The sequence below is a fragment of the Modestobacter sp. KNN46-3 genome (assembly GCF_011039295.1).
The window spans coordinates 1-21,602 of sequence record NZ_JAAKGN010000052.1 but is presented as its reverse complement, the minus strand read 5'-3'; the positions used below and the strand labels follow the sequence as shown (position 1 = coordinate 21,602).

The 21,602-nt window shown below is 74.2% G+C and carries 21 protein-coding genes; 15 read left to right on the top strand and 6 right to left on the bottom strand.

Annotated features, from left to right (window positions below; all coding sequences use genetic code 11):
- Positions 1-112 precede the first annotated feature (112 nt).
- From folE to G5C62_RS12905, 5 genes are read left to right on the top strand one after another with little or no spacing between them, the layout of a single operon-like run.
- Positions 113-700, top strand: a complete 588-nt coding sequence (gene folE, locus G5C62_RS12925; protein ID WP_164701307.1) for a GTP cyclohydrolase I FolE — start codon at positions 113-115, stop codon at positions 698-700.
- Positions 697-1,554: a dihydropteroate synthase gene (gene folP / locus G5C62_RS12920; protein WP_241175879.1), complete on the top strand. Its 858-nt coding sequence runs from the start codon at positions 697-699 to the stop codon at positions 1,552-1,554. Before folE ends, folP begins: the two co-directional genes overlap by 4 nt.
- On the top strand, positions 1,547-2,002 hold the full coding sequence (gene folB, locus G5C62_RS12915; protein ID WP_241175878.1) for a dihydroneopterin aldolase: 456 nt from the start codon (positions 1,547-1,549) through the stop codon (positions 2,000-2,002). The genes folP and folB overlap by 8 nt, the downstream gene beginning before the upstream one ends.
- Positions 1,995-2,498, top strand: a complete 504-nt coding sequence (folK, locus tag G5C62_RS12910; protein ID WP_164701306.1) for a 2-amino-4-hydroxy-6-hydroxymethyldihydropteridine diphosphokinase — start codon at positions 1,995-1,997, stop codon at positions 2,496-2,498. Before folB ends, folK begins: the two co-directional genes overlap by 8 nt.
- Entirely contained in the window at positions 2,495-2,998 is a 504-nt protein-coding gene (locus G5C62_RS12905) for a DUF3180 domain-containing protein (protein ID WP_164701305.1), read from the top strand. The genes folK and G5C62_RS12905 overlap by 4 nt, the downstream gene beginning before the upstream one ends.
- 48 nt (positions 2,999-3,046) lie before the next feature.
- On the opposite strand, the gene G5C62_RS27540 is transcribed toward G5C62_RS12905, so the two are convergent.
- From G5C62_RS27540 to G5C62_RS12885, 4 genes are all read right to left on the bottom strand, one after another.
- Positions 3,047-4,006 carry a glycine betaine ABC transporter substrate-binding protein gene (locus G5C62_RS27540; protein ID WP_206330619.1) on the bottom strand — a complete coding sequence of 320 codons (960 nt, stop codon included), beginning with the start codon at positions 4,004-4,006 and terminating at the stop codon, positions 3,047-3,049.
- A gap of 86 nt (positions 4,007-4,092) precedes the next feature.
- Positions 4,093-4,935, bottom strand: coding sequence for an ABC transporter permease (locus G5C62_RS12895; protein ID WP_164701304.1), 843 nt, complete (start codon positions 4,933-4,935; stop codon positions 4,093-4,095).
- Positions 4,932-5,624 (bottom strand): ABC transporter permease, encoded by a 693-nt coding sequence (locus G5C62_RS12890; protein WP_164701303.1) that lies wholly within the window; start codon positions 5,622-5,624, stop codon positions 4,932-4,934. Before G5C62_RS12890 ends, G5C62_RS12895 begins: the two co-directional genes overlap by 4 nt.
- Positions 5,621-6,757, bottom strand: coding sequence for an ABC transporter ATP-binding protein (locus G5C62_RS12885; RefSeq protein ID WP_164701302.1), 1,137 nt, complete (start codon positions 6,755-6,757; stop codon positions 5,621-5,623). The genes G5C62_RS12890 and G5C62_RS12885 overlap by 4 nt, the downstream gene beginning before the upstream one ends.
- A 414-nt stretch (positions 6,758-7,171) precedes the next feature.
- Here G5C62_RS12885 and G5C62_RS12880 point away from each other — a divergent pair, with 414 nt between their 5' ends.
- Complete coding sequence (locus G5C62_RS12880; protein WP_164701301.1) at positions 7,172-8,671, top strand: DUF6779 domain-containing protein; 1,500 nt, start codon at positions 7,172-7,174, stop codon at positions 8,669-8,671.
- On the opposite strand, the gene G5C62_RS12875 is transcribed toward G5C62_RS12880, so the two are convergent.
- Positions 8,668-9,420, bottom strand: a complete 753-nt coding sequence (locus G5C62_RS12875) for an SDR family oxidoreductase (protein WP_164701300.1) — start codon at positions 9,418-9,420, stop codon at positions 8,668-8,670. The genes G5C62_RS12880 and G5C62_RS12875 overlap by 4 nt on opposite strands.
- A gap of 303 nt (positions 9,421-9,723) precedes the next feature.
- On the opposite strand from G5C62_RS12875, the gene G5C62_RS12870 reads away from it, so the two are divergent.
- The 9 genes from G5C62_RS12870 to G5C62_RS12830 all read left to right on the top strand — a co-directional run bounded on the left by G5C62_RS12870 (position 9,724) and on the right by G5C62_RS12830 (position 20,460).
- On the top strand, positions 9,724-10,680 hold the full coding sequence (locus G5C62_RS12870) for a Rossmann-like and DUF2520 domain-containing protein (protein ID WP_164701299.1): 957 nt from the start codon (positions 9,724-9,726) through the stop codon (positions 10,678-10,680).
- Positions 10,677-11,531, top strand: a complete 855-nt coding sequence (gene panC / locus G5C62_RS12865; protein WP_164701298.1) for a pantoate--beta-alanine ligase — start codon at positions 10,677-10,679, stop codon at positions 11,529-11,531. Before G5C62_RS12870 ends, panC begins: the two co-directional genes overlap by 4 nt.
- A gap of 11 nt (positions 11,532-11,542) precedes the next feature.
- On the top strand, positions 11,543-11,956 hold the full coding sequence (panD, locus tag G5C62_RS12860) for an aspartate 1-decarboxylase (protein ID WP_277424779.1): 414 nt from the start codon (positions 11,543-11,545) through the stop codon (positions 11,954-11,956).
- Between the two features lie 14 nt (positions 11,957-11,970).
- Positions 11,971-13,638 carry an L-aspartate oxidase gene (locus G5C62_RS12855; protein WP_164701296.1) on the top strand — a complete coding sequence of 556 codons (1,668 nt, stop codon included), beginning with the start codon at positions 11,971-11,973 and terminating at the stop codon, positions 13,636-13,638.
- Positions 13,639-13,804: 166 nt separating this feature from the next.
- The gene (gene nadC, locus G5C62_RS12850; RefSeq protein ID WP_164701295.1) at positions 13,805-14,740 is read left to right on the top strand and encodes a carboxylating nicotinate-nucleotide diphosphorylase; all 936 of its coding nucleotides are present in this window, start codon (positions 13,805-13,807) and stop codon (positions 14,738-14,740) included.
- A gap of 1 nt (position 14,741) precedes the next feature.
- On the top strand, positions 14,742-15,566 hold the full coding sequence (locus G5C62_RS12845) for a type III pantothenate kinase (protein WP_164701294.1): 825 nt from the start codon (positions 14,742-14,744) through the stop codon (positions 15,564-15,566).
- An 11-nt stretch (positions 15,567-15,577) separates the two neighbouring features.
- Entirely contained in the window at positions 15,578-17,083 is a 1,506-nt protein-coding gene (gene lysS, locus G5C62_RS12840; RefSeq protein ID WP_164701293.1) for a lysine--tRNA ligase, read from the top strand.
- A 140-nt stretch (positions 17,084-17,223) separates the two neighbouring features.
- Positions 17,224-17,577, top strand: a complete 354-nt coding sequence (locus tag G5C62_RS12835) for an Lsr2 family protein (protein WP_036334599.1) — start codon at positions 17,224-17,226, stop codon at positions 17,575-17,577.
- A 339-nt stretch (positions 17,578-17,916) separates the two neighbouring features.
- Positions 17,917-20,460 (top strand): ATP-dependent Clp protease ATP-binding subunit, encoded by a 2,544-nt coding sequence (locus G5C62_RS12830; protein WP_164701292.1) that lies wholly within the window; start codon positions 17,917-17,919, stop codon positions 20,458-20,460.
- 123 nt (positions 20,461-20,583) lie between these two features.
- Here G5C62_RS12830 and G5C62_RS12825 read toward each other — a convergent pair whose 3' ends face one another.
- Positions 20,584-21,426: an A/G-specific adenine glycosylase gene (locus tag G5C62_RS12825; protein ID WP_206330618.1), complete on the bottom strand. Its 843-nt coding sequence runs from the start codon at positions 21,424-21,426 to the stop codon at positions 20,584-20,586.
- Positions 21,427-21,602 lie beyond the last annotated feature (176 nt).

Below are 21,602 nucleotides of genomic sequence, written 5' to 3'. Positions count from 1 at the left end.
CGGGGGAGCGTCACTCGGGGGAGCGTCACTCGGGGGAGCCGCGGACGGTCGGGGCGACGCCCGTCGGGGGCCGGTCGACGGCCTCGGTCAGGACCCGCGGACCGGCGACCCGGTGGCCGACCTGGCCGAGGGGCGGGTCGACGCAGCCCGGATCGAGGCCGCCGTCCGGGAGATCCTGCTGGCGATCGGGGAGGACCCGGATCGGCCCGGCCTGGTCGACACCCCGGCGCGGGTCGCCCGGGCGTACGGGGAGACCTTCGCCGGCCTGAGCCAGGACCCCTACGACGTCCTGGCGACGACGTTCGACGAGGACCACGACGAGCTGGTCCTGGTCAAGGACATCCCGATGTACTCGACCTGCGAGCACCACCTGGTGCCCTTCCACGGTCGGGCGCACATCGGGTACATCCCCGGCGCCGACGGGCGGGTCACCGGGCTGTCCAAGCTGGCCCGCCTGGTGGAGGTCTACGCCCGGCGGCCGCAGGTGCAGGAGCGGATGACCCGGCAGGTCGCCGACTCGCTGTTCGAGGTTCTCAAGCCCCAGGGCGTCATCGTCGTGGTGGAGGCCGAGCACCTGTGCATGGCGATGCGGGGCGTCCGCAAGCCCGGCGCCACCACGATCACCTCGGCGGTGCGCGGCATCTTCCGGGAGAGCCCGGCCACCCGCAGCGAGGCGATGAGCCTCATCCTGGGCAGGTGAGCAGCTCCCTGCCGCGGCCGGGGCGGTGCCTGGTGATGGGCGTCCTCAACGTCACGCCGGACTCCTTCTCCGACGGCGGCTGCTACGCCGACGCGGGCGCCGCCATCACCCACGGGCTGGAGATGCACGCCGCCGGGGCGGACTACGTCGACGTCGGCGGTGAGTCGACGCGGCCGGGCGCGGACCGGGTGGACGCGGCCGAGGAGTGCCGGCGGGTGGTGCCGGTGGTCCGGGAGCTGGCCGACGCGGGCGTGCGGGTCAGCGTGGACACCACTCGCGCGGAGGTCGCCGCCGCCGCCCTGGAGGCCGGGGCGGTGCTGGTCAACGACGTCAGCGGGGGCCTGGCCGACGAGGGCATGGCCCGGCTGGTGGCCGAGACCGGGGTGCCCTGGGTGCTGATGCACTGGCGCGGGCACAGCCGGGAGATGTACGCGGCCGCGCGCTACGGCGACGTGGTCACCGAGGTCGGCGCGGAGCTCACCGCCCGGGTCGAGGACGTCGTGGCCGCCGGTGTCGACCCTGCCCAGCTGGTGCTCGACCCGGGGCTGGGGTTCGCCAAGAACGCCGAGCACAACTGGGCGCTGCTGGCCGGGCTGGACCGGCTGGTCGCCCTCGGGCTCCCGGTGCTGGTCGGCGCCTCGCGCAAGACCTTCCTGGGCCGGCTGCTGGCCGGGCCCGGCGGGGAGCTGCGGCCGGTCGAGGGCCGGGAGGCGGCGACCCTGGCGATCTCGGTGCTGGCCGCGCAGGCCGGCGCCTGGGGTGTGCGGGTGCACGACCCGGTGCAGTCGCTGGACGCGATCGCCACCCTGGCCGCCGTGCGCGCGGCCGCCGGCGCAGGAGGAGCACGTGGCTGACCGGATCACCGTGCACGGCCTCACCGGGCACGGCTTCCACGGCGTGTACCCCCCCGAGCGCGAGCACGGCCAGACCTTCCGGGTCGACGCGGTCCTCGAGCTGGACACCGCCCCGGCCGCGGCGGACGACGACCTGACCAAGACCGTCCACTACGGCGAGCTGGCCCAGCAGCTGCACGCCGTGCTCGTCGGCGAGCCGGTCGACCTGCTGGAGACGCTGGCCCAGCGGCTGGCCGACCTGTGCCTTGCCTACCCGGTGGTCGACGCGGTGGAGATCACCGTGCACAAGCCCGAGGTCGACCTGGGCGTGCCGGCCGACGACGTGACCGTGGCGATCCGCCGCACCCGTCCATGCGGAAGGACCCACCTCCCCCCACGCCTCGCAGGCTCGCCGCGGGCCCCTGAGGTGGGCCGAGGAACGGATTCGAACGGCGGTGCCGGTGTCTAGGGCGGTCCTCTCCCTCGGCGGGAACCTCGGCGACCGGGCCGGCACGCTGCGACGCGCGCTGGTGGTGCTCAAGGAGCACGGCCTGGTGGCCCGGTCGACGCTCTACGAGACGCCGCCGTGGGGGCCGGTCGAGCAGCCGCCGTACCTCAACGCGGTCGCCGTCGTCCGGGGTGAGCGGGACGCCGCCGGCTGGCTCGCCCTGGCGCAGGAGCTCGAGCAGGCCGCCGGGCGCACGCGGGAGGTCCGCTGGGGCGCCCGGACGCTGGACGTCGACGTCGTCACGGTCACCGCCGACGACGGGACGCCGGTGGTCTCCGCCGACCCGTTGCTGACCCTGCCGCACCCGCGGGCCGCGGAGCGGGCCTTCGTGCTCGTCCCCTGGCTGGCGCTGGACCCCACGGCGGTCCTGCCCGGGCACGGCCGGGTCGCCGACCTGGTGGCGGCGCTCCCGGCCGACGAGGTGGCCGCGGTCGTCCGCTGGGAGCAGCTGGCATGACCTCGGTCCGTCGCCGGGACCTGCTGGCCCTCGCGGCCGGGCTGGCGCTGGCCAGCTGGCTGCTGGTCCGGGCCGGCTACGGCTCGCTGCCGGAGCTGCAGTGGTGGCTGCCGGTGCCGCTCGGCGTGCTGGCCGTCGCCGAGCTGCTCGGCGCCCGGGCGCTGTCGGCCCGGCTGTCCGCGCAGCGCGACCGCCGTCCGTCGCCGGGCCGGACCCCGGGTGCCACCCGGCCGGTCGAGCCGATGCTGGTGGCCCGGGTGGCGGTGCTCGCCCAGGCCAGCGCCTACGTCGGCGCGGTGCTCACCGGCTGCTGGGCGGGGCTGCTGCTGCACACGGTGCCGCAGCTGGGCCGGCTGTCCGCGGCCACCGCCGACACCGTCACCGGGGTCCTCGGCGTCGTGTTCGCCGCCGGGCTCACCGCTGCGGCGCTGTGGCTGGAGCACGTCTGCAAGATTCCGCCCGGCGAGGACGACGACGCGGCACCCACCGCCCGGGCCTGAGGCGGTCCGGCCGGGCAGGGAGGACCCGCCCGGCCGGACCGCCGTGGGTCAGGGCTGCTCGGCCAGGTCGGCGATCGAGGTGAGGCCGTACTCCTCCGCGGTCTCCCGGGTCACGACGATGGCGTCCTTGTCCTCCGCCTCCGACTGCTCGAGCACGGTCAGGTTCTCGGGCAGGGCCTCGGGGAGCGCGGCGTAGACGTCCTCGGAGCTCACCGCGGTCGCCTCCTCGTCGAAGTACTCCAGCAGCACGCCGGTGTACTCCGGGATCAGGTCGATCGACTCGTCCTGCAGGCCGGGCATGTAGACCTCCCGGCTGCCGATGTTGAGCTGGGTCTGGACCGTCGCGCCCTGGGCCTGCAGTGCCTGCGCGTAGATGTTGGCCAGGGTGATGTTCTCCGGGAAGTTGGCCGACCCGATGGTGAGGTCCGCCCCGGCGGCCTGCGTGCCCGTCGCGTCCAGACCCTGCTCGGCCAGCCACTGCCCGGCGACCGCGGCCGGGTCCTGCCGGTCGATGATCACCTGCTCGTTGAGCGAGATGAGGTCCTCGGTGGTGAGCTCGGCGGACACCGCGTTCAGCACGGCCGCGACGCCGTCGGTGGCCTCCTCGGTGCTGATCAGCGGGACCACGTTCTGCGCGGCGAACAGGTTCTCCGGGTCCTCCAGGACCACCCAGTCGTTGGCCGCGATGTTCGGGTCGGTGGTGAAGACGTCGGCTGCGTCGATCTGGCCGTTGGCCAGCGCGTTGATGGTGAGGGGGCCGCCGGCGTCCAGGCTGCGGAACTCACCGAAGGTGACGCCGTAGACCTCCTCCAGGCCGGGGACGCCGTCGGGCCGGGTCTGGAACTCCGGCGGCCCGCCGAGGACCAGCTCGGCGGCGATGGTGTCGCCGCCCCCGGCGGGGATGCTCTCGCCCCCTCCCGCGCTGCTGCTGCCCGACTCTCCGCACGCGGTCAGTGCCGTGAGCAGGACGGTCCCGCCGGTCAGCGCCGTGGCGATCCTGCGGTTCATGTGGTCTCTCCTGAGGTCAGCCGCGGCGCGGAGCGCCGGGTCGCTGGGTGCCGGGTGGCGGGTGCCACCCGTGGAACGGGACCGGGTCACCCCGAGGGGTGGTCGCCGGAGGGGGTCAGGGCAGCCGCCGGTGTGGTCGCCTGCCCGGGGCGCGGCCCACCGTCGGGCCCGCCGCGCGGTGGCTCGGGCCGCACCACGGTCACCGCCGCGCTGCGGCTGTCCCGGGTCGAGCGGCGGGAGAACCGGCCGGAGACGCCGCGTGAGACGGTCGCGCGCTGCAGCAGCGAGAGCGCCAGGTCGACCAGCAGGGCCAGCGCGGCGACGAGGACGGCGCCGCCGGCCATCTGGCCGAAGTCCCGGCTGGCCAGCCCGTCGTACACGTAGCGGCCCAGGCCGCCGAGCCCGACGTAGGCCGCGATCGTCGCGGTGGCGATGACCTGCAGTGCGGCGCTCCGCAGGCCGGAGAACACCAACGGCAGCGCGTTGGGCAGCTCCACGCGGAACAGCACCTGCCGGCCGGTCATGCCCATGCCGCGGGCCGCATCGCGGGCGTCCGGTGACACGTTGCGCACCCCGGCGTAGGTGTTGGCCAGGATCGCCGGCAGGGCCAGCAGGACCAGGGCGATCTCCGTGGGCACCAGGTAGACGGCGTCCCCGCGGCCGCTGATCAACGGCGACACCATCACGTACAGGAGGATCAGCAGGCCGACCGTCGGCAGCGCCCGCAGCCCGTTGGCCACCGAGACCAGCCACGACGCCCGGCCGGTGTGGCCGAGGACGAGCCCCAGCGGGAAGGCGATCACCCCGGCGATCGACAGGGCGATCGCGGTGTACGCCAGGTGCGCAGAGGCCTGCTCGACGATGCCGGGCGTGACCCGGGTACCGGTCCAGTTCTGCGGGTCGTTGAGCCACAGGAGCACGTCGTTCATCGGGCCGCCGACACCCGCTGCCACGGGGTGATGAGGCGGGCGCCGAGGACGATCGACCGGTCGAGCAGCAGCGCCAGCGCCACGGACAGGACAATGCCCAGCACGATCGGCGGGTAGTAGGGGCCGGTCACCGACAGCTGGAACCCGGTGATGAACAGCTGGCCGAGCTGGGGGATCCCGATGGTCGCCGCGATGGCGACCAGGCTGACGTTGGCCACCATGGCCACCCGCAGGCCCGCGGCGATGACCGGGACGGCCAGCGGGAGCTCCACGGTCCGCAGCCGCTGCAGCCGGGTGAAACCCATCGCGGTGGCCGCCTGCACGGCGTCCTCGGGGACGGCGGCCAGGCCGTCGGCGACCACCCGCACCAGCAGCGCGACGGTGTAGAGCGTCAATGCGGCGACCACGTTGAGCGGGTCGAGGATCTGCGTGCCCAGCAGGGTCGGCATGACGACGAACAACGCCAGCGACGGGATCGTGTAGAGGAGGCCGGACACCGAGACGACCGGTGGGTAGGCCCACCGGTACCGGCGGGCCAGCCAGCCGATCGGGAGGGCCACCAGCAGGCCGATGACGACGGGGAGGACCGACAGCCAAGTGTGTGCCCACAGCAGGTCGAGCACCTCGGCCCGGTGGCCGGCGAAGTAGCCGAACAGGTCCCAGGGCGCCGAGCCGGCGGCCGAGCTCATGGCCTGACCTGGGCGGAGGGGTCCGCGGTGGCGGCGTGCAGGTGTTCCAGCACGGTGCCGGCCCGGACCGAGCCGATGAGCCGCCCGTCCTCGTCCACCACCACACCGCGACCGCTGGGCGAGGAGAGCGCGGCGTCCAGTGCTTCGCGCAGGGTGCCGCCGAGCGGGGAGAGGGTGCCGCCCAGGTTCAGCAGGTCCGGGGTGACGGGATCGCCCGGCGCGGGCCCGGGCCCGCCGTCGGGATGGGCCCGGAGGTGCAGCCAGCCCTGGGGGAGCTGTCCGTCGTCCACCACGAGCACCCAGTCGTCGACGGCGACGTCGTGCGCCCGGGCCACCGGTGCGCCGAGGGCCACGGTGGGCTCGGTCGCCACGGCCACCTCGGCGGAGACGAAGCCCAGCGCTCGGTAACCGCGGTCACGACCCACGAACTCGGCCACGAAGGGATCCGCGGGAGTGGCCAGCAGGTCGGCGGGGGCGGCCACCTGGGCCAGTTTCCCGCCCACGGCCAGGACGGCGACCCGGTCGCCGAGCGTGATCGCCTCGTCGATGTCGTGGGTGACGAACAGGATCGTCTTGCCCAGCTCGCCCTGCAGCCTCAGGAACTCCTGCTGCAGCTGGTCGCGGACCACCGGGTCGACGGCGCTGAACGGCTCGTCCATCAGCATGACCGGCGGGTCGGCGGCCAACGCCCGGGCCACGCCCACCCGCTGCTGCTGACCACCGGAGAGCTGGGCCGGATAGCGGTCGGCGAAGGCGGCCGGCAGTCCGACCAGCTCCATCAGCTCGATCGCCCGGCTGCGCGCCTGCCGACGGCCGGTCCCGGTGAGCAGCGGAACGGTCGCCACGTTGTCCACGACGGTGCGGTGGGGGAAGAGCCCGGCGTGCTGGATGACGTACCCGATGCCCCGGCGCAGGTCGGTGGCGGACACGGAGGTGACGTCGCGGTCGTCGATGGTGATCGTGCCGGAGGTGGGCTCGACCATCCGGTTGACCATCCGCAGGCTGGTGGTCTTGCCGCAGCCGGACGGTCCGACCAGCACGGTGATCTGGCCTGAGGGTGCGGTCAGGCTGAGTTCGTCGACCGCGACGGTCCCGTCGGGGTACGCCTTGGACACCGCGTCGAAACGGATCATCGGGGTCCTCCCTGCGGCTGGTGTGCACTGGGCCGGAGTCGACGGTCGTGGGTGGGCGGTGCGCTGCTCTCGGTGTCCGCTGGCGTCACGGAGGTGGGTGTGGCCACCGGCTCTCCTCGATCGACTGGCGGTTGCGGCACGTTCGACCGGTGCTGCCCCCACGGGGGCCACAGCGCGGGCACCATCGAAACACATCGCGTCGTGCACGATCATTCCCTCGGCGCGACGTGCGCGTCTCGGGTCAGTGGCCCCGACCCGGGGCTGTGCGGAGAGACACTTGGCGCGTACACAGCGGAGTTGACCGGTGCCGGCGGCGGCCGCCCGTACGCTGCGGACATGGGAGGTCGCCGCGACGACGGAGTCCCCGCCGCGCATCCCCTCCCGCCCGCGCCACCCCGGAGGGTCACGGTTCCGGTGGCACCGTCGGCCGGGCTCACAGCGCAGCGGGTCTGGCTGGGGGCCGCGCTCGTGCTGGCCGTGCCGGCCACGGCCGTGGTCTTCCTGACCGAGGACCCACTGCACCTGCGCGTGGCGCTGCTCGCCGTCTGCTGGGCCTTCGTGATCGCCGCCTTCCTCGCCGGCAGTCGGCGCGCCGACCAGGTGGCCACAGCCGCCCGGGAGGCCGAGCTCCGGCACGCCTACGACGTGGAGCTGGCGCGGGAGGTCGCCGCCCGGCACGAGCACGAGGCCGAGCTGGAGAACCGACTCCGGCGCGAGGCCGAGCAGGCCATGCGTGACCAGCTCGGTCGACTGCGCACCGAGCTCACCGCCCTGACCGAGCTGCGCGGTGAGCTGACCGCGCTGAGCGAGCTGCGCGCCGAGCTGGCCGGGCTGGGCGAGCTGCGCAGCGACCTCGGCCGGATGCGCAGCGAGCTGACCGAGCAGCTGTCCGGCGAGCTGCTGATCGAGCGCATGGTGATGCGGGCGCAGTCCGTCCGGGGTGCGGCGCAGCCCGCCGACGTCGGCCGCACGGTGGCGGGCGCGCCGCCGGTGTGGGAGTCCTCCGGGTGGATGTCGTCCCCGGCCGGGCGGGACCCCCGCAGCGAGGCCGGCCGGGCCCTCCCGACGGCCGCCGCCGAACCCCGCGACGAGCCCGCGTCGGAGTCCAGCACGGCACGCCCGCCGGTCGCCGAGGCCGCTCCCTCCGCGCCGGCCGGGGAGCAGCCCTCCCGGGACCGGCCGCCCTCGCCGCTGGAGTGGCTGGTCGAGGAGGCCGTGCTGGAGAGGGCGGTGCTCGAGGACGCGGTGCTCGAGGACGCGGTGCTCGAGGACGCGGTGCTCGACGAGGCGGTGCCTGAGCCGTGGGTCGAGCCGAGCCCGAGGTCGCCGCTGGCGTGGCTGGAGGACGAGGCGCTGCTCGGCGCAGCCGGCCGGGCTCCCGCTGAACTGCCGGTGGTGCCGATGCCCTCCCGGCCGCCGCTGCCCGAGCCGGCGCTCCGCGTGTCCGACGTCGTCGCCGCGATGGCGGAGCCGGTGGAGCCGCCGCGGCGTCGTCACCGCCGGACCGCAGAGCCCGACGAGGAGGCTGTCGCCCCCTCGACCGGCCGCCGGCGCAGCCACGCCGCCCCGGAGGAGCACCTGGCCACGAGCGCCGGCTGGTCGGGCGCGGCAGCCGCGGCCGTGACCCCCGTACCGGGCACGCCGGCCGCGGACCTCCCGCCGTGGGCGTCGTGGGAGCCGCCGGCCGAGCCGGCCCCGACGGACGACGCGCTGCCCAGGAGCTGGTCGGCCGCCCCGACCGCGGACCCCGCGCCCCGGGCGGCGCCCCCGGCGCAGGGGCACGCCCGGCTGGAGCAGATCCTGGCCGGGAGCGGGGTCTCCGCACCCAGTGGCGGCCGGTCCCGGCGGCGCCGCTACCGCGACGAGGGCGAGGACGCCGGCGACGACGTCCTCGCCCGGGTGCTCGGCCGCTAGATCGGGCCGCGGGACAGCGCGCCGCCGTCGAGCACCAGCGTCTGACCGGTGACCCAGCCGGCCTGGTCGCTGAGCAGGTAGGCGGCCGCCTCACCGATGTCCTCGGGCACGCCGAGCCGGCCGACCGGGTACTGGCCACCCAGCTCCTCCTCGCGGCCGGTGAACAACGCCTCGGCGAACCGGGTCTTCACCACGGCCGGGGCGACGGCGTTGACCCGCACCTTCGGGCCCATCTCCACGGCCAGCTGCGTGGTCAGGTTGATCAGCGCGGCCTTGCTGACGCCGTAGGCGGCGATCCCCTCGCTGGACTTCAGCCCGGCGACCGACGCCACGATCAGCACCGAGCCGCCGTGCTCGGACATCCACGCCTTCCAGGCCTCCTGGACCAGGCCGAGGCTGGCGACGACGTTGGTGTCCAGGATCTTGCGGAAGGCGTCCAGCGGGGCGTCCATCAGCGGGCCGAACACCGGGTTGATGCCGACGTTGCCGACCAGCACGTCCAGGCTGCCGAACGTGTCGATCGCGGTGCGGACGGCCTCGGCGCGGTGCTCCGGGTCGCCGACGTTCCCCGCCACGGCGACCGCCTTCTCCGGGCCGCCGAGCACCTCCACCGCCTCGGCGAGTGCGTCGGGCTTCCGCGCGGTGACCACCACCCGGGCGCCTCGCTCCACCAGGCTCTGTGCGATCGCCAGGCCGATGCCCCGGCTCGCGCCCGTCACCAGGGCAGTGCGTCCTTCGAAGCTGCTCACCGTGCTCCTCCTGCTCACCAGTGCCGGCTCCGCTGCCGGCCGACCCACCCAATCACGGGCAGATCCGGCCCCGGAGGTCGCCCGGGTGAGTCAGGACACACCTCACCGGCGTTGCCCGGGAGGCTGTGGATGACAGACTCGTTGCTGGCGGTACACCTGCGTGACACGTCCTCCGGGGTGGTTGCAGCAGACGGCCCGCCGCGATCCACCGCTCCACGCGCCACCCACACGGCCCACGACGACGTGGGACGACGCGACCTGAGTCCGGTACCCGCGAGGGACTGGAACGAGAGGTGCACCGGGATGTCCGTCCGTCCCCGCGGGAACCCCGCGCGCCCTGCTGTCCTGCCTGCGGGTCTGCCCGCCGCGACCGAGGCGCCCGCCCGCCTCCGGGTCGGGATCGTCGGCGCCGGCCGGGTCGGCGCCGTGCTCGGCGCCGCGCTCTCCGCCGCCGGCCACGAGGTGGTCGCCGCCTCCGGGGTGTCCGCCGCCTCCGCCGAACGCGCGGCCCGCCTGCTGCCCGGCGTCCCGCTGCTGCCCGCCGACGAGGTCGTCGCCGCCAGTGACCTCGTCGTCCTCGCCGTGCCCGACGACACCCTCGCCGGCCTGGTCGCCGGCCTCGCCGAGACCGGCGCCTGGCGGCGCGGCCAGCTGCTCTTCCACACCTCCGGCGCGCACGGCCTGGCCGCGCTGCTCCCGGCCGAGCGCCGTGGGGTCCTGACCCTGGCGCTGCACCCGGCGATGACCTTCTCCGGCGCCCCCGAGGACGCCGCCCGGCTGGCGGCCGCGCCGTTCGGGGTGACCAGCCGCCCCGAGCACCGCCCGGTCGCCGAGACCCTGGTGCTGGAGATGGGCGGCGAGCCCTTCTGGATCGACGAGGCCGACCGCGGGCTCTACCACGCGGCGCTGGTCACCGGCGCGAACCACCTGGTCACGCTGGTCGCCGAGGCCGCCGACCTGCTCCGGGCCGCCGGTGTCCACGAGCCGGCCCGGGTGCTCACGCCGCTGCTGACCGCCGCGCTGGACAACGGGCTGCGCCGCGGCGACCGCGGGCTCACCGGCCCGGTCAGCCGCGGCGACGTCGGCACGGTGGCCGCGCACCTGGACACGCTGGCCGAGCGCGCGCCGGCGGCGGTCGACGCCTACGTGGCGCTGGCGCGGCGCACCACCGAACGCGCGCTGGCCGCCGGCCGGCTCCGGCGGCACGAGGGCGCGCCACTGCTGGAGCTGCTCGACTCGGCCCAGGAGGCGGCGCGATGAGCACGGCCCTCCGGTCGCCGGTGGTCGCCGAGACCACCGCCGAGCTGCGCCGGCTGCGCGCCGAGCTGCCCGGGCCGGTCGTGCTGGTGCCCACGATGGGCGCCCTGCACGAGGGGCACCGCACGCTGGTCCGCGCCGCCCGTGAGCTCGGCGGCAGCGTCGTCGTCTCGGTGTTCGTCAACCCGACCCAGTTCGGCCCCGGCGAGGACTTCGACCGCTACCCCCGCACCTGGGACGCCGACCTGGCCGCGCTCGCCGAGGAGGGCGCCGACCTGGTGTTCCACCCGCCGGTCGACGAGGTGTACCCACCCGGCGCGCTGGGGGTCACCGTGCAGGCCGGGCCGCTGGGGGAGGTGCTGGAGGGCGCCGTCCGCCCCGGGCACTTCGCCGGCGTGCTGACCGTGGTCGCGAAGCTCTTCGGCCTGGTCCGCCCGGACGTCGCCGTCTTCGGCGAGAAGGACTACCAGCAGCTGACGTTGATCCGGGCGATGGCCCGTGAACTGGCGCTGGGCGTGCAGGTGGTCGGCGTCCCGACGGTCCGCGAGGACGACGGCATGGCGCTGTCCTCCCGCAACCGCTACCTGTCCCCGGAACAGCGCCGGGCCGCTGCGGCGTTGTCCGCAGCACTGCGTGCGGGCGTCCAGGCGGGACCGCAGGGCGCCGACGCGGTCCTGGCCGCGGCCCGCGCGGTCCTCGCCGAGGCGCCCGACCTGCTCCAGGACTACCTGGAGCTGACCGATCCAGACCTCGGACCGGCACCCGCCGCCGGCCCCGCCCGGTTGCTGGTCGCCGCTCGCGCCGGCAGCACCCGACTCATCGACAACACCGCTGTGGAACTGGGGAACCGCTGATGATGCGCACCATGCTGAAGAGCAAGATCCACCGGGCCACGGTGACCCAGGCCGACCTGCACTACGTCGGGTCGGTCACCGTCGACGAGGACCTGATGGACGCCGCCGACCTGCTGGCCGGTGAGCAGGTGGCGATCGTGGACGTCACCAACGGCGCCCGGCTGGAGACCTACGTCATCCCCGGCGAGCGCGGCACCGGCGTGCTGGGCATCAACGGTGCCGCGGCGCACCTGGTGCACCCCGGCGACCTGGTGATCCTGATCAGCTACGGCCTGATGGACGAGTCCGAGGCCAAGTCCTACCTGCCCGCGGTCGTGCACGTCGACGCCGACAACCGCGTCGTCGAGCTGGGCGCCGACCCCTCGGCCCCGGTCCCGGGGGCGACGGACCAGCGGCGCAGCCCGCTCGGCGTCCCGGTCCGGTGACCCGAGCCGCAGAAATGGCCATTTCTGCGGACGTCGGCCCGGGGCTGCCGCGGCGGCTGCGTGCCCCCGCCCCGGGGTGGGAGCTGACCGCCGACGTCTGCGTGGTCGGGTCCGGAGTCGCTGGGCTCTGCGTGGCGCTGCACGCCCGCGCAGCGGGGCTGTCGGTCGCCGTCGTCACCAAGGTGGAGGTGGACGACGGCTCGACCCGCTGGGCGCAGGGCGGGATCGCCGCCGTCCTCGACCCGGCCGACACCCCGGCCGCGCACGCCCGGGACACCGAGGTGGCCGGGGTGGGGCTCTGCGACCCGGACGCCGTCCAGGCGTTGGTCACCGAGGGGCCCGAGCGGCTGCACCAGCTGATCAGTTGGGGAGCCGCGTTCGACCGGGGCCCGACCGGCCGGCTGCTGCTGACCCGGGAGGGCGGCCACTCCACCGACCGGATCGTGCACGCCGGCGGCGACGCCACCGGGGCGGAGGTCCAGCGGGCGCTGCGCGACGCGGTGGCCGCCGACCCCGGGGTGACGCTCGTCGAGCACGCGATGGTGCTGGACCTGCTGCGGGACGCCGACGGTCGCGCCGCCGGCGTCACCCTGCACGTGCTCGGCGAGGGCAGCGCGGACGGCGTGGGCGCGGTGCGGGCCCGGGCCGTGGTGCTCGCCACCGGCGGGATGGGCCAGGTGTACGCCGCCACCACCAACCCGGGCGTCTCCACCGGCGACGGCGTGGCCCTGGGCCTGCGGGCCGGGGCGGTCGCGACCGACCTGGAGTTCGTCCAGTTCCACCCCACCGCCCTCTACCTGGGCCCGGACGCCCGGGGACAGCAGCCGCTGGTCTCCGAGGCGCTGCGGGGTGAGGGCGCAGTGCTGCGCGACGGCGCCGGGGAGCGGTTCATGCCCGGCGTGCACCCGCTCGCCGAGCTGGCCCCCCGCGACGTGGTGGCCAAGGCGATCACCCGGGTGCAGCTGCGGGACGGCGTCGACCACGTCTGGCTCGACGCCCGCGGCCTCCCCGGGCTCGCCGAGCGCTTCCCGACCATCGTGGCCCGCTGCCGGGAGGCCGGCATCGACCCGGTGATCGACCTGGTGCCGGTCACCCCGGCCGCGCACTACGCCTCCGGTGGGCTGGCCACCGACCTGTCCGGGCGGACCACCGTGCCCGGCCTCTACGCCTGCGGCGAGGTCGCCTGCACCGGGGTCCACGGGGCCAACCGGCTGGCGTCGAACTCCCTGCTGGAGGGGCTGGTCTTCGCCGCGCGGATCGGCGAGGCGCTGGCCCGCGAGCTGCCGGTGCCCGCTGCTGCGGGACCGGTGGACCCGCGGCCGGCCGGGCTGGTCGACGTCGCCGCCCGCGGGCCGCTGACCACGGCGATGTCGGCGCGGGTCGGCGCGCTGCGCAGCGGCCCGGGGCTGGCCGAGGCCGCCGGGCAGCTGGCGGCGCTGGGGGAGTGGACCACCGCCGTCCCCGGGGTGCCCGGCTGGGAGACCACCGACCTGCTCACCGTCGCCACCGCGATCACCGCCGCGGCCGCCGCGCGCGAGGAGACCCGCGGCTGCCACTGGCGGGAGGACCACCCCGAGGCGGTCGAGGACTGGCAGGTGCACGTGGACGTGCGGCTGGACGACGACGGGCGGGTCCGGCTGACCCGCCGCCCGGTGGGCACGCCCGTGGCGGTCGACTGGTGAGCGAGCATCGCAGCGAGCGCCAGCGAGCGAGGAGCGGAACGAGCCACCCGAGCGGAGCGAGGCGATGACGTGGTGAGCGAGCATCGCAGCGAGCGCCAGCGAGCGAGGAGCGGAACGAGCCACCCGAGCGGAGCGAGGCGATGACGTGGTGAGCGAGCATGGCGCGGTGACCACCCCGGCTGCCCGCGCCCTGCCCGCCGACCCCACCGACCTGATCGCCACCGGTCTGAGCGCCGCCTGGGTCGCCGAGCTCGTCGAGCGCACCCTGACCGAGGACCTGACCGGCGGTGCCCCGCTGCCCAGCGCCCCCGACGTCGCCGTCGGCTACGACGTGACCAGCGCCGCGACCGTCCCCGGCACCCAGTTCGGGACGGCGGACCTCGTCGCCCGGGCCGACGGCGTGGTGGCCGGGTTGCCGCTGGCGGCCCGCGTGTTCACCCGGCTGGCGCCCGGGGCGACGCTCACCGCCGGTGCGGCCGACGGTGACCGGGTGCGCCGCGGCGACGTGCTGCTCACCGTGCGCGGCCCGGTGCGGGCGCTGCTGGCCGCCGAGCGCAGCGCGCTGAACATCGCCAGCCGGGCCAGCGGCATCGCCACCGCCACCCGCGCCTGGGTCGACGCCGTCGCCGGCACCGGCGCGGTCGTGCTGGACACCCGCAAGACCACCCCGGGGCTTCGGCCGCTGGAGAAGTACGCGGTGCGCTGCGGCGGCGGGTCGAACAAGCGGATGGGCCTCTACGACGTGGCGATGGTGAAGGACAACCACGTCGCCGCGGCCGGGTCGGTGGCCGCCGCCGTCACGCTGGTCCGGGAGCGTGCGCCCCGGATCACCGTGCAGGTCGAGTGCGACACGCTGGAACAGGTGGGCGAGGCGTTGGACGCCGGCGCCGACTTCCTGCTGCTGGACAACATGACCCCCGACCAGCTGCGGCAGGCGGTGGCGCTGGTGGGCGACCTGGACGTCGACCTGGAGGCCACCGGCGGGCTCACCCTCGACGTCGCGCGGGAGGTGGCCGACACGGGCATCGACTACCTCTCCGTCGGCGCGCTGACCCACTCCTCGCCGATCCTCGACCTCGCCCTCGACCTGCGGGCCGGCTGACGTGCTGCTCACCGTCGACGTCGGCAACAGCCAGACGGTGCTGGCCACCTTCGACGGCGCCCGGCGGCTCGACTGCTGGCGGGTGACGACGCAGCCGCGGGCGACCGCCGACGAACTGCACATGCTGTGGCGCGGGCTGCTGCGCGACACCGTCGTCACCGGGGTCGCGGTCTGCTCCACCGTGCCCGCGCAGCTGCCGGCACTGCGGCAGCTGCTCGACCGGCTCGCCGTCCCGGTCACCCTGATCGGGCCGGGCGTGCGCACCGGGGTGCCGCTGCACGTGGACAACCCGCGCGAGGTGGGGGCTGATCGGGTGGTCACCGCACTCGCCGCCCACGAGCTGTACGGCCGCCGTCCCGACGGCACCGGCCGGCCGGTCGTGGTCGTCGACTTCGGCACCTCCACCACCGTCGACGCCGTGGGCCCGGACGGGCAGTTCCTCGGCGGTGCGCTGGCCCCCGGCGTCGAGGTGAGCCTGGACGCGCTGGCCTCCCGCGCCGCACAGCTGCGCTCGGTGGAGCTCACCGTCCCGACCCAGGCGATCGGGAAGAACACCGTCGCCGCCCTGCAGTCCGGGATGGTCCTCGGCTTCGCCGGGCTGGTCGACGGACTGGTCGCCCGGATCGCCGCCGAACTGGTCGCACAGTTCGGTGCCGCCCCGGTGGTGGTGGCGACCGGGGGACTGCACCGGCTGCTCGTCGACAGCTGCCGCTCCATCGGGGAGCGTGAGCCCGATCTCACCGTGCACGGCCTGCGGCTGGCCTTCGAACGGCACCAGTCGTCCAGCGGGGCCAGCGGTGGCGGGACGTCGTCCGGCCGCCCGTAGGCTCTGTGCCCGTGAGTGAGGAACCCCCCGGCTCGCCCGAGGACGAACTGCCCGAGCAGCTGCGGGTCCGGCGGGCCAAGCTCGACCGGCTGCGTGAGGCCGGCGTGGACCCCTATCCGGTCACCGTCGCCCGCACCACCACCCTCGCCGAGGTGCGCGCTGCGCACCCGGACCTGGAGCCGGACACGATGACCGGCGAGCAGGTCGGCGTCACCGGGCGTGTCATCTTCTCCCGCAACACCGGCAAGCTGTGCTTCGCGACGCTGCGCGAGGGCGACACCGAGCTGCAGGTCATGCTCTCCCGTGACCGGGTCGGTGAGGAGCCCCTCGCCGCGTGGAAGGCCGACGTCGACCTCGGTGACCACGTGCTGGTCACCGGCGAGGTCGGGACGTCGCGGCGCGGGGAGCTGTCGGTCTTCGCCGACTCCTGGCAGCTGGCCGCCAAGGCGCTGCGCCCGCTGCCGGTGGCGCACAAGCCGATGAGCGAGGAGCTGCGCGTCCGCCGCCGCTACGTGGACCTGATCGTCCGCGACGAGGCGCGTCGCACGGTGCACCAGCGGTCCACCGTGATGAGCACGTTGCGCTCCGGTCTGACGACCCGTCGGTTCCTCGAGGTCGAGACGCCGATGCTGCAGACCGTGCACGGCGGCGCCGCCGCCCGGCCGTTCCGCACGCACATGAACGCCTTCGACCTGGACCTCTACCTGCGCATCGCCCCCGAGTTGTTCCTCAAGCGCTGCATCGTCGGCGGGCTGGACCGGGTCTTCGAGATCAACCGCAACTTCCGGAACGAGGGCGCTGACTCCTCGCACTCCCCGGAGTTCGCGATGCTCGAGGCCTACGCCGCGTACTGGGATTACCAGGAAATGGCCCGGATGACCCAGGAACTGGTGCAGGAGTGCAGCACGGCGCTCTTCGGCGACCACGTCGCCCGGCACCACGACGGCACCGAACTCGACCTCTCGGGTGAGTGGCCGCAACTGTCGCTCTACACCGCGGTCTCCGATGCGGTCGGTGAGGAGATCACCCCGGAGACGCCGGTGCAGCAGTTGCGCGCGATCGCCGAACGGCACGACATCGGCGTCGACCCTGCCTGGCTGCCCGGGAAGGTGGTCGAGGAGGTCTTCGAGGCGCTCGTCCAGGACCGGCTGCAGTCGCCGACGTTCGTCATCGACTACCCGCTGGACACCTCACCGCTCACCCGCGCCCACCGGTCCGAGCCGGGCAAGGCGGAGAAGTGGGACCTCTACATCGGCGGGATCGAACAGGGCACCGCCTACTCGGAGCTGGTGGACCCGGTCGTCCAGCGGGAGCGGTTCACCGCCCAGGCACTGTTGGCCGCCGCCGGGGACCCGGAGGCGATGGCGCTGGACGAGGACTTCCTCGAGGCGCTGGAGTACGGGATGCCGCCCACCGGCGGTCTCGGTTTCGGCATGGACCGGCTGATGATGACGCTCACCGGATTGGGGATCAGGGAGACGATCCTGTTCCCTTTGGTGCGCCCACTCCATCAATGACTCACCTGTCCGGGGGCATTTACCAGAAGAATGCCCCGGAATTGGCATGAATGCCACTGTTCGTGGTGCAATGGGGTCGTCGATCACGGGGGAGCAGTGACGACAGTCCACGACCCCGCAGCAACAGGAGAGAACAGACAATGGCACGTAAGGTCCAGGTGATCCTGAGCGACGACCTCGACGACAGCATCTCTGCTGACGAGACGGTCACGTTCGCCCTCGACGGGACGACGTACGAGATCGACCTGTCGGACAAGAACGCCGCGGAGATGCGCGACGTGTTCGGCAAGTACGTCGCGGCCGCCCGCAAGGTGAGCAGCCGTGGCACCCGGGCCTCGGGCGCAGGCCGGTCGCGCGCCACCGGTGGCGGCGGCCGGATGGACCGTGAGCAGGCCGGCGCGATCCGCGACTGGGCCCGCAGCAACGGCCACCAGGTCAGCGACCGCGGCCGCATCCCGGCCAGCGTCGTCGAGGCCTTCGAAGCCGCCCACTGATCGAAGGACCCCCTCGCCCCCCACCACTCGCAGGCTCGTGGTGGGACCCTGCGAGGGGGCCGTTCCAGCGAGTCACCTTCGGCCCGGCACCTCATCGAGGTGCCGGGCCGTCGTGCGTCCGCTCATGGCGTAACCGCGGCGGAACACCACTCCTGGGACGACAGTTGTCTCCATCGAGCCCCCGAGAGGTCCGACGGCCTGGTCTCGACGCCGATCGGGTGGTGCGAACTACAGTGGAACGACCGGTGCCCCAGCGCGCCGACGTACGTCGGGTGTCCACCGTCCCCTGCCGGGGACACGAGCACAGCAGGTCCAGCCGGTCAGAGGGAGATACAGCAGATGTTCGAACGGTTCACCGACCGAGCCCGTCGGGTGGTCGTCCTGGCCCAAGAAGAGGCCCGGATGCTCAACCACAACTACATCGGCACCGAGCACATCCTCCTGGGTCTGATCCACGAGGGTGAGGGTGTCGCCGCCAAGGCGCTGGAGTCCCTCGGCATCTCGCTGGAGGGCGTCCGTCAGCAGGTCGAGGAGATCATCGGGCAGGGCCAGCAGGCCCCGTCCGGCCACATCCCCTTCACCCCGCGCGCCAAGAAGGTCCTGGAGCTGTCGCTGCGCGAGGCGCTGCAGCTCGGCCACAACTACATCGGTACCGAGCACATCCTGCTCGGCCTGATCCGCGAGGGCGAGGGCGTCGCCGCCCAGGTCCTGGTGAAGCTCGGCGCCGACCTCAACCGCGTGCGCCAGCAGGTCATCCAGCTGCTGAGCGGCTACCAGGGCAAGGAGCCGGCCGCCGCCGGCGGGCCCGCCGAGGGCACCCCGTCGACCTCGCTGGTCCTCGACCAGTTCGGCCGCAACCTGACCCAGGCCGCCCGCGACGGCAAGCTCGACCCGGTCATCGGCCGGGCCAAGGAGATCGAGCGGGTCATGCAGGTGCTGTCCCGCCGCACCAAGAACAACCCGGTCCTGATCGGCGAGCCCGGCGTCGGCAAGACGGCGGCCGTCGAGGGCCTGGCGCAGGCCATCGTCAAGGGCGAGGTGCCCGAGACGCTGAAGGACAAGCAGCTCTACACCCTCGACCTGGGCGCGCTGGTCGCCGGTTCCCGCTACCGCGGTGACTTCGAGGAGCGGCTGAAGAAGGTCCTCAAGGAGATCCGCACCCGCGGCGACATCATCCTGTTCATCGACGAGATCCACACCCTCGTCGGGGCGGGCGCTGCCGAGGGCGCGATCGACGCAGCCAGCATCCTCAAGCCGATGCTGGCCCGTGGTGAGCTGCAGACCATCGGTGCCACCACGCTGGACGAGTACCGCAAGCACCTGGAGAAGGACGCCGCTCTCGAGCGCCGCTTCCAGCCCATCCAGGTCAGCGAGCCGACCCTCGCCCACACCATCGAGATCCTCAAGGGCCTGCGGGACCGCTACGAGGCGCACCACCGGATCAGCATCACCGACGGCGCGCTGGTCGCCGCCGCGACGCTGGCCGACCGGTACATCTCCGACCGCTTCCTCCCGGACAAGGCGATCGACCTGATCGACGAGGCCGGCGCCCGGATGCGGATCAAGCGGATGACCGCCCCGCCGGACCTGCGCGAGTTCGACGACCGGATCGCGGCCATCCGCCGCGAGAAGGAGTCGGCCATCGACGGGCAGGACTTCGAGAAGGCCGCCTCTCTCCGCGACAAGGAGAAGCAGCTGCTGGGCGAGAAGGCCGAGCGCGAGAAGCAGTGGAAGGCCGGTGACATGGACGTCGTCGCCGAGGTCGACGACGAGCAGATCGCCGAGGTCCTCGCCAACTGGACGGGCATCCCGGTCTTCAAGCTGACCGAGGAGGAGACCACCCGCCTGCTCCGCATGGAGGACGAGCTCCACAAGCGGATCATCGGCCAGGAAGAGGCCATCAAGAGCGTCAGCCAGGCGATCCGGCGCACGCGGGCCGGCCTCAAGGACCCCCGTCGTCCCGGTGGCTCGTTCATCTTCGCCGGCCCCTCGGGTGTCGGTAAGACCGAGCTGGCCAAGGCGCTCGCGCAGTTCCTCTTCGGCGAGGACGACGCCCTCATCCAGATCGACATGGGGGAGTTCCACGACAAGTTCACCGTGTCGCGGCTCGTCGGTGCCCCTCCCGGCTACGTCGGTTACGACGAGGGTGGCCAGCTGACCGAGAAGGTGCGGCGCAAGCCGTTCTCGGTGGTCCTCTTCGACGAGATCGAGAAGGCGCACGCCGATGTCTTCAACACGCTGCTGCAGGTGCTGGAGGACGGCCGGCTGACCGACGGCCAGGGCCGGATCGTGGACTTCAAGAACACGATCCTGATCCTGACCACGAACCTCGGGACGCGGGACATCTCCAAGGCCGTCGGCCTCGGCTTCCAGGCCGGGAACGACAGCACCAGCAACTACGAGCGGATGAAGCTCAAGGTCAACGAGGAGCTCAAGCAGCACTTCCGGCCGGAGTTCCTCAACCGCATCGACGACATCGTCGTGTTCCACCAGCTCACCGAGGACGAGATCGTCCACATCGTGGACCTCATGCTCGCCCGGCTGGAGACGCAGCTGTCGAACAAGGACATGTCGCTGGAGGTCACGCCGGCGGCGAAGAAGCTGCTCGCGGCCCGCGGCTTCGACCCGGTGCTGGGTGCGCGGCCGTTGCGCCGCACCATCCAGCGCGAGATCGAGGACACGCTGTCGGAGAAGATCCTCTACGGCGAGATCGCCTCAGGGCAGATCATCGTGGTGGACGTCGAGGAGGACGCCGACCCGACGGCCTCGCGCTTCACCTTCCGCGGTGAGGCCAAGCCGATCGACATGCCCGACACCCCGCCGGTGGCGCTCACGGCCGCCGAGGGCGAGGACGAGGGTCCGGCGGCCGCGCAGGCCGAGTGATCGACGACCCCGTCCGCTGACGGGGTCCTGACAGGGGCCGTCCTCCGCATCCGCGGAGGGCGGCCCCTCGTCGTCTGCCCGGTCCGGGCGACCGCACTGACGGTCAGCTCACCGGGGGAGGCCTCAGCCGGGAAGGGAGAAGCGGCCGTCCGGGGTCTGCTCGACCAGCCCGTCCACCAGCAGCGAGTCCAGGCAGCGCGAGCGCTGGACGGCGTCGTCCCACGCCGGCGTCAGGGCGTCGGCCTCGACCGGCTCCGGTGCGGCCCGCAGCACGTCGAGCAGCCGACCGCGCACCTGGCGGTCGGTGCCGGCGAAGGCCTGCACCCGCCGCGGGGGGCCGTCGTACGCGGGCGAACCGGCCAGCCGCCACGCGCACCGGTCGGAGACGGGGCAGGCGCCGCAGCGGGGGGTGCCGGCGACGCAGACGAGCGCACCGAGCTCCATGACGGCCACGGAGAACCGCACCGCGCGGGCGTCGTCGGCCGGCGCCAGCTCGGCGATGTCGCTCAGGTCCGTCGCCCGGGCGGGCGCCGCCTCGGCGCGTCCGTGCACCAGCCGTGCGACGACCCGTCGGACGTTGGTGTCGACCACCGGCTGGCGGCTGCCGTGGCCGAAGCAGGCGACCGCCCGGGCGGTGTACGTGCCGATGCCCGGCAGCGCCTCGAGCTCGGCGACGTCGGCGGGCACCGCGCCACCGTGGCGTTCGGTGATGGCGACGGCGGCCTCCCGCAGGCGCAGGGCCCGCCGCGGGTAGCCGAGCTTGCCCCAGGCCCGGATCACCTCGGCCGGGCTGGCTGCCGCCAGGTCCGCGGCAGCGGGCCAGCGGGTCAGCCACTCGCGCCAGACCGGCTCCACCCGGCGCACCGGCGTCTGCTGGAGCATGACCTCGCTGACCAGCACCGCCCACGGGTCGGTGCCGGGGGCGCGCCACGGCAGGTCCCGGGCGGCGCCGGCGTACCAGTCCACGAGGACGTCGCCGACGGCCTCTCCGGCGGGGGCGGGCTGGTGGCGTGCGGCGCCGGGTGGAGCCGGTCTGGCGCGAGTGGCTGACCCGCTGGCCCGCTGCCGCGGACCTGGCGGCAGCCAGCCCGGCCGAGGTGATCCGGGCCTGGGGCAAGCTCGGCTACCCGCGGCGGGCCCTG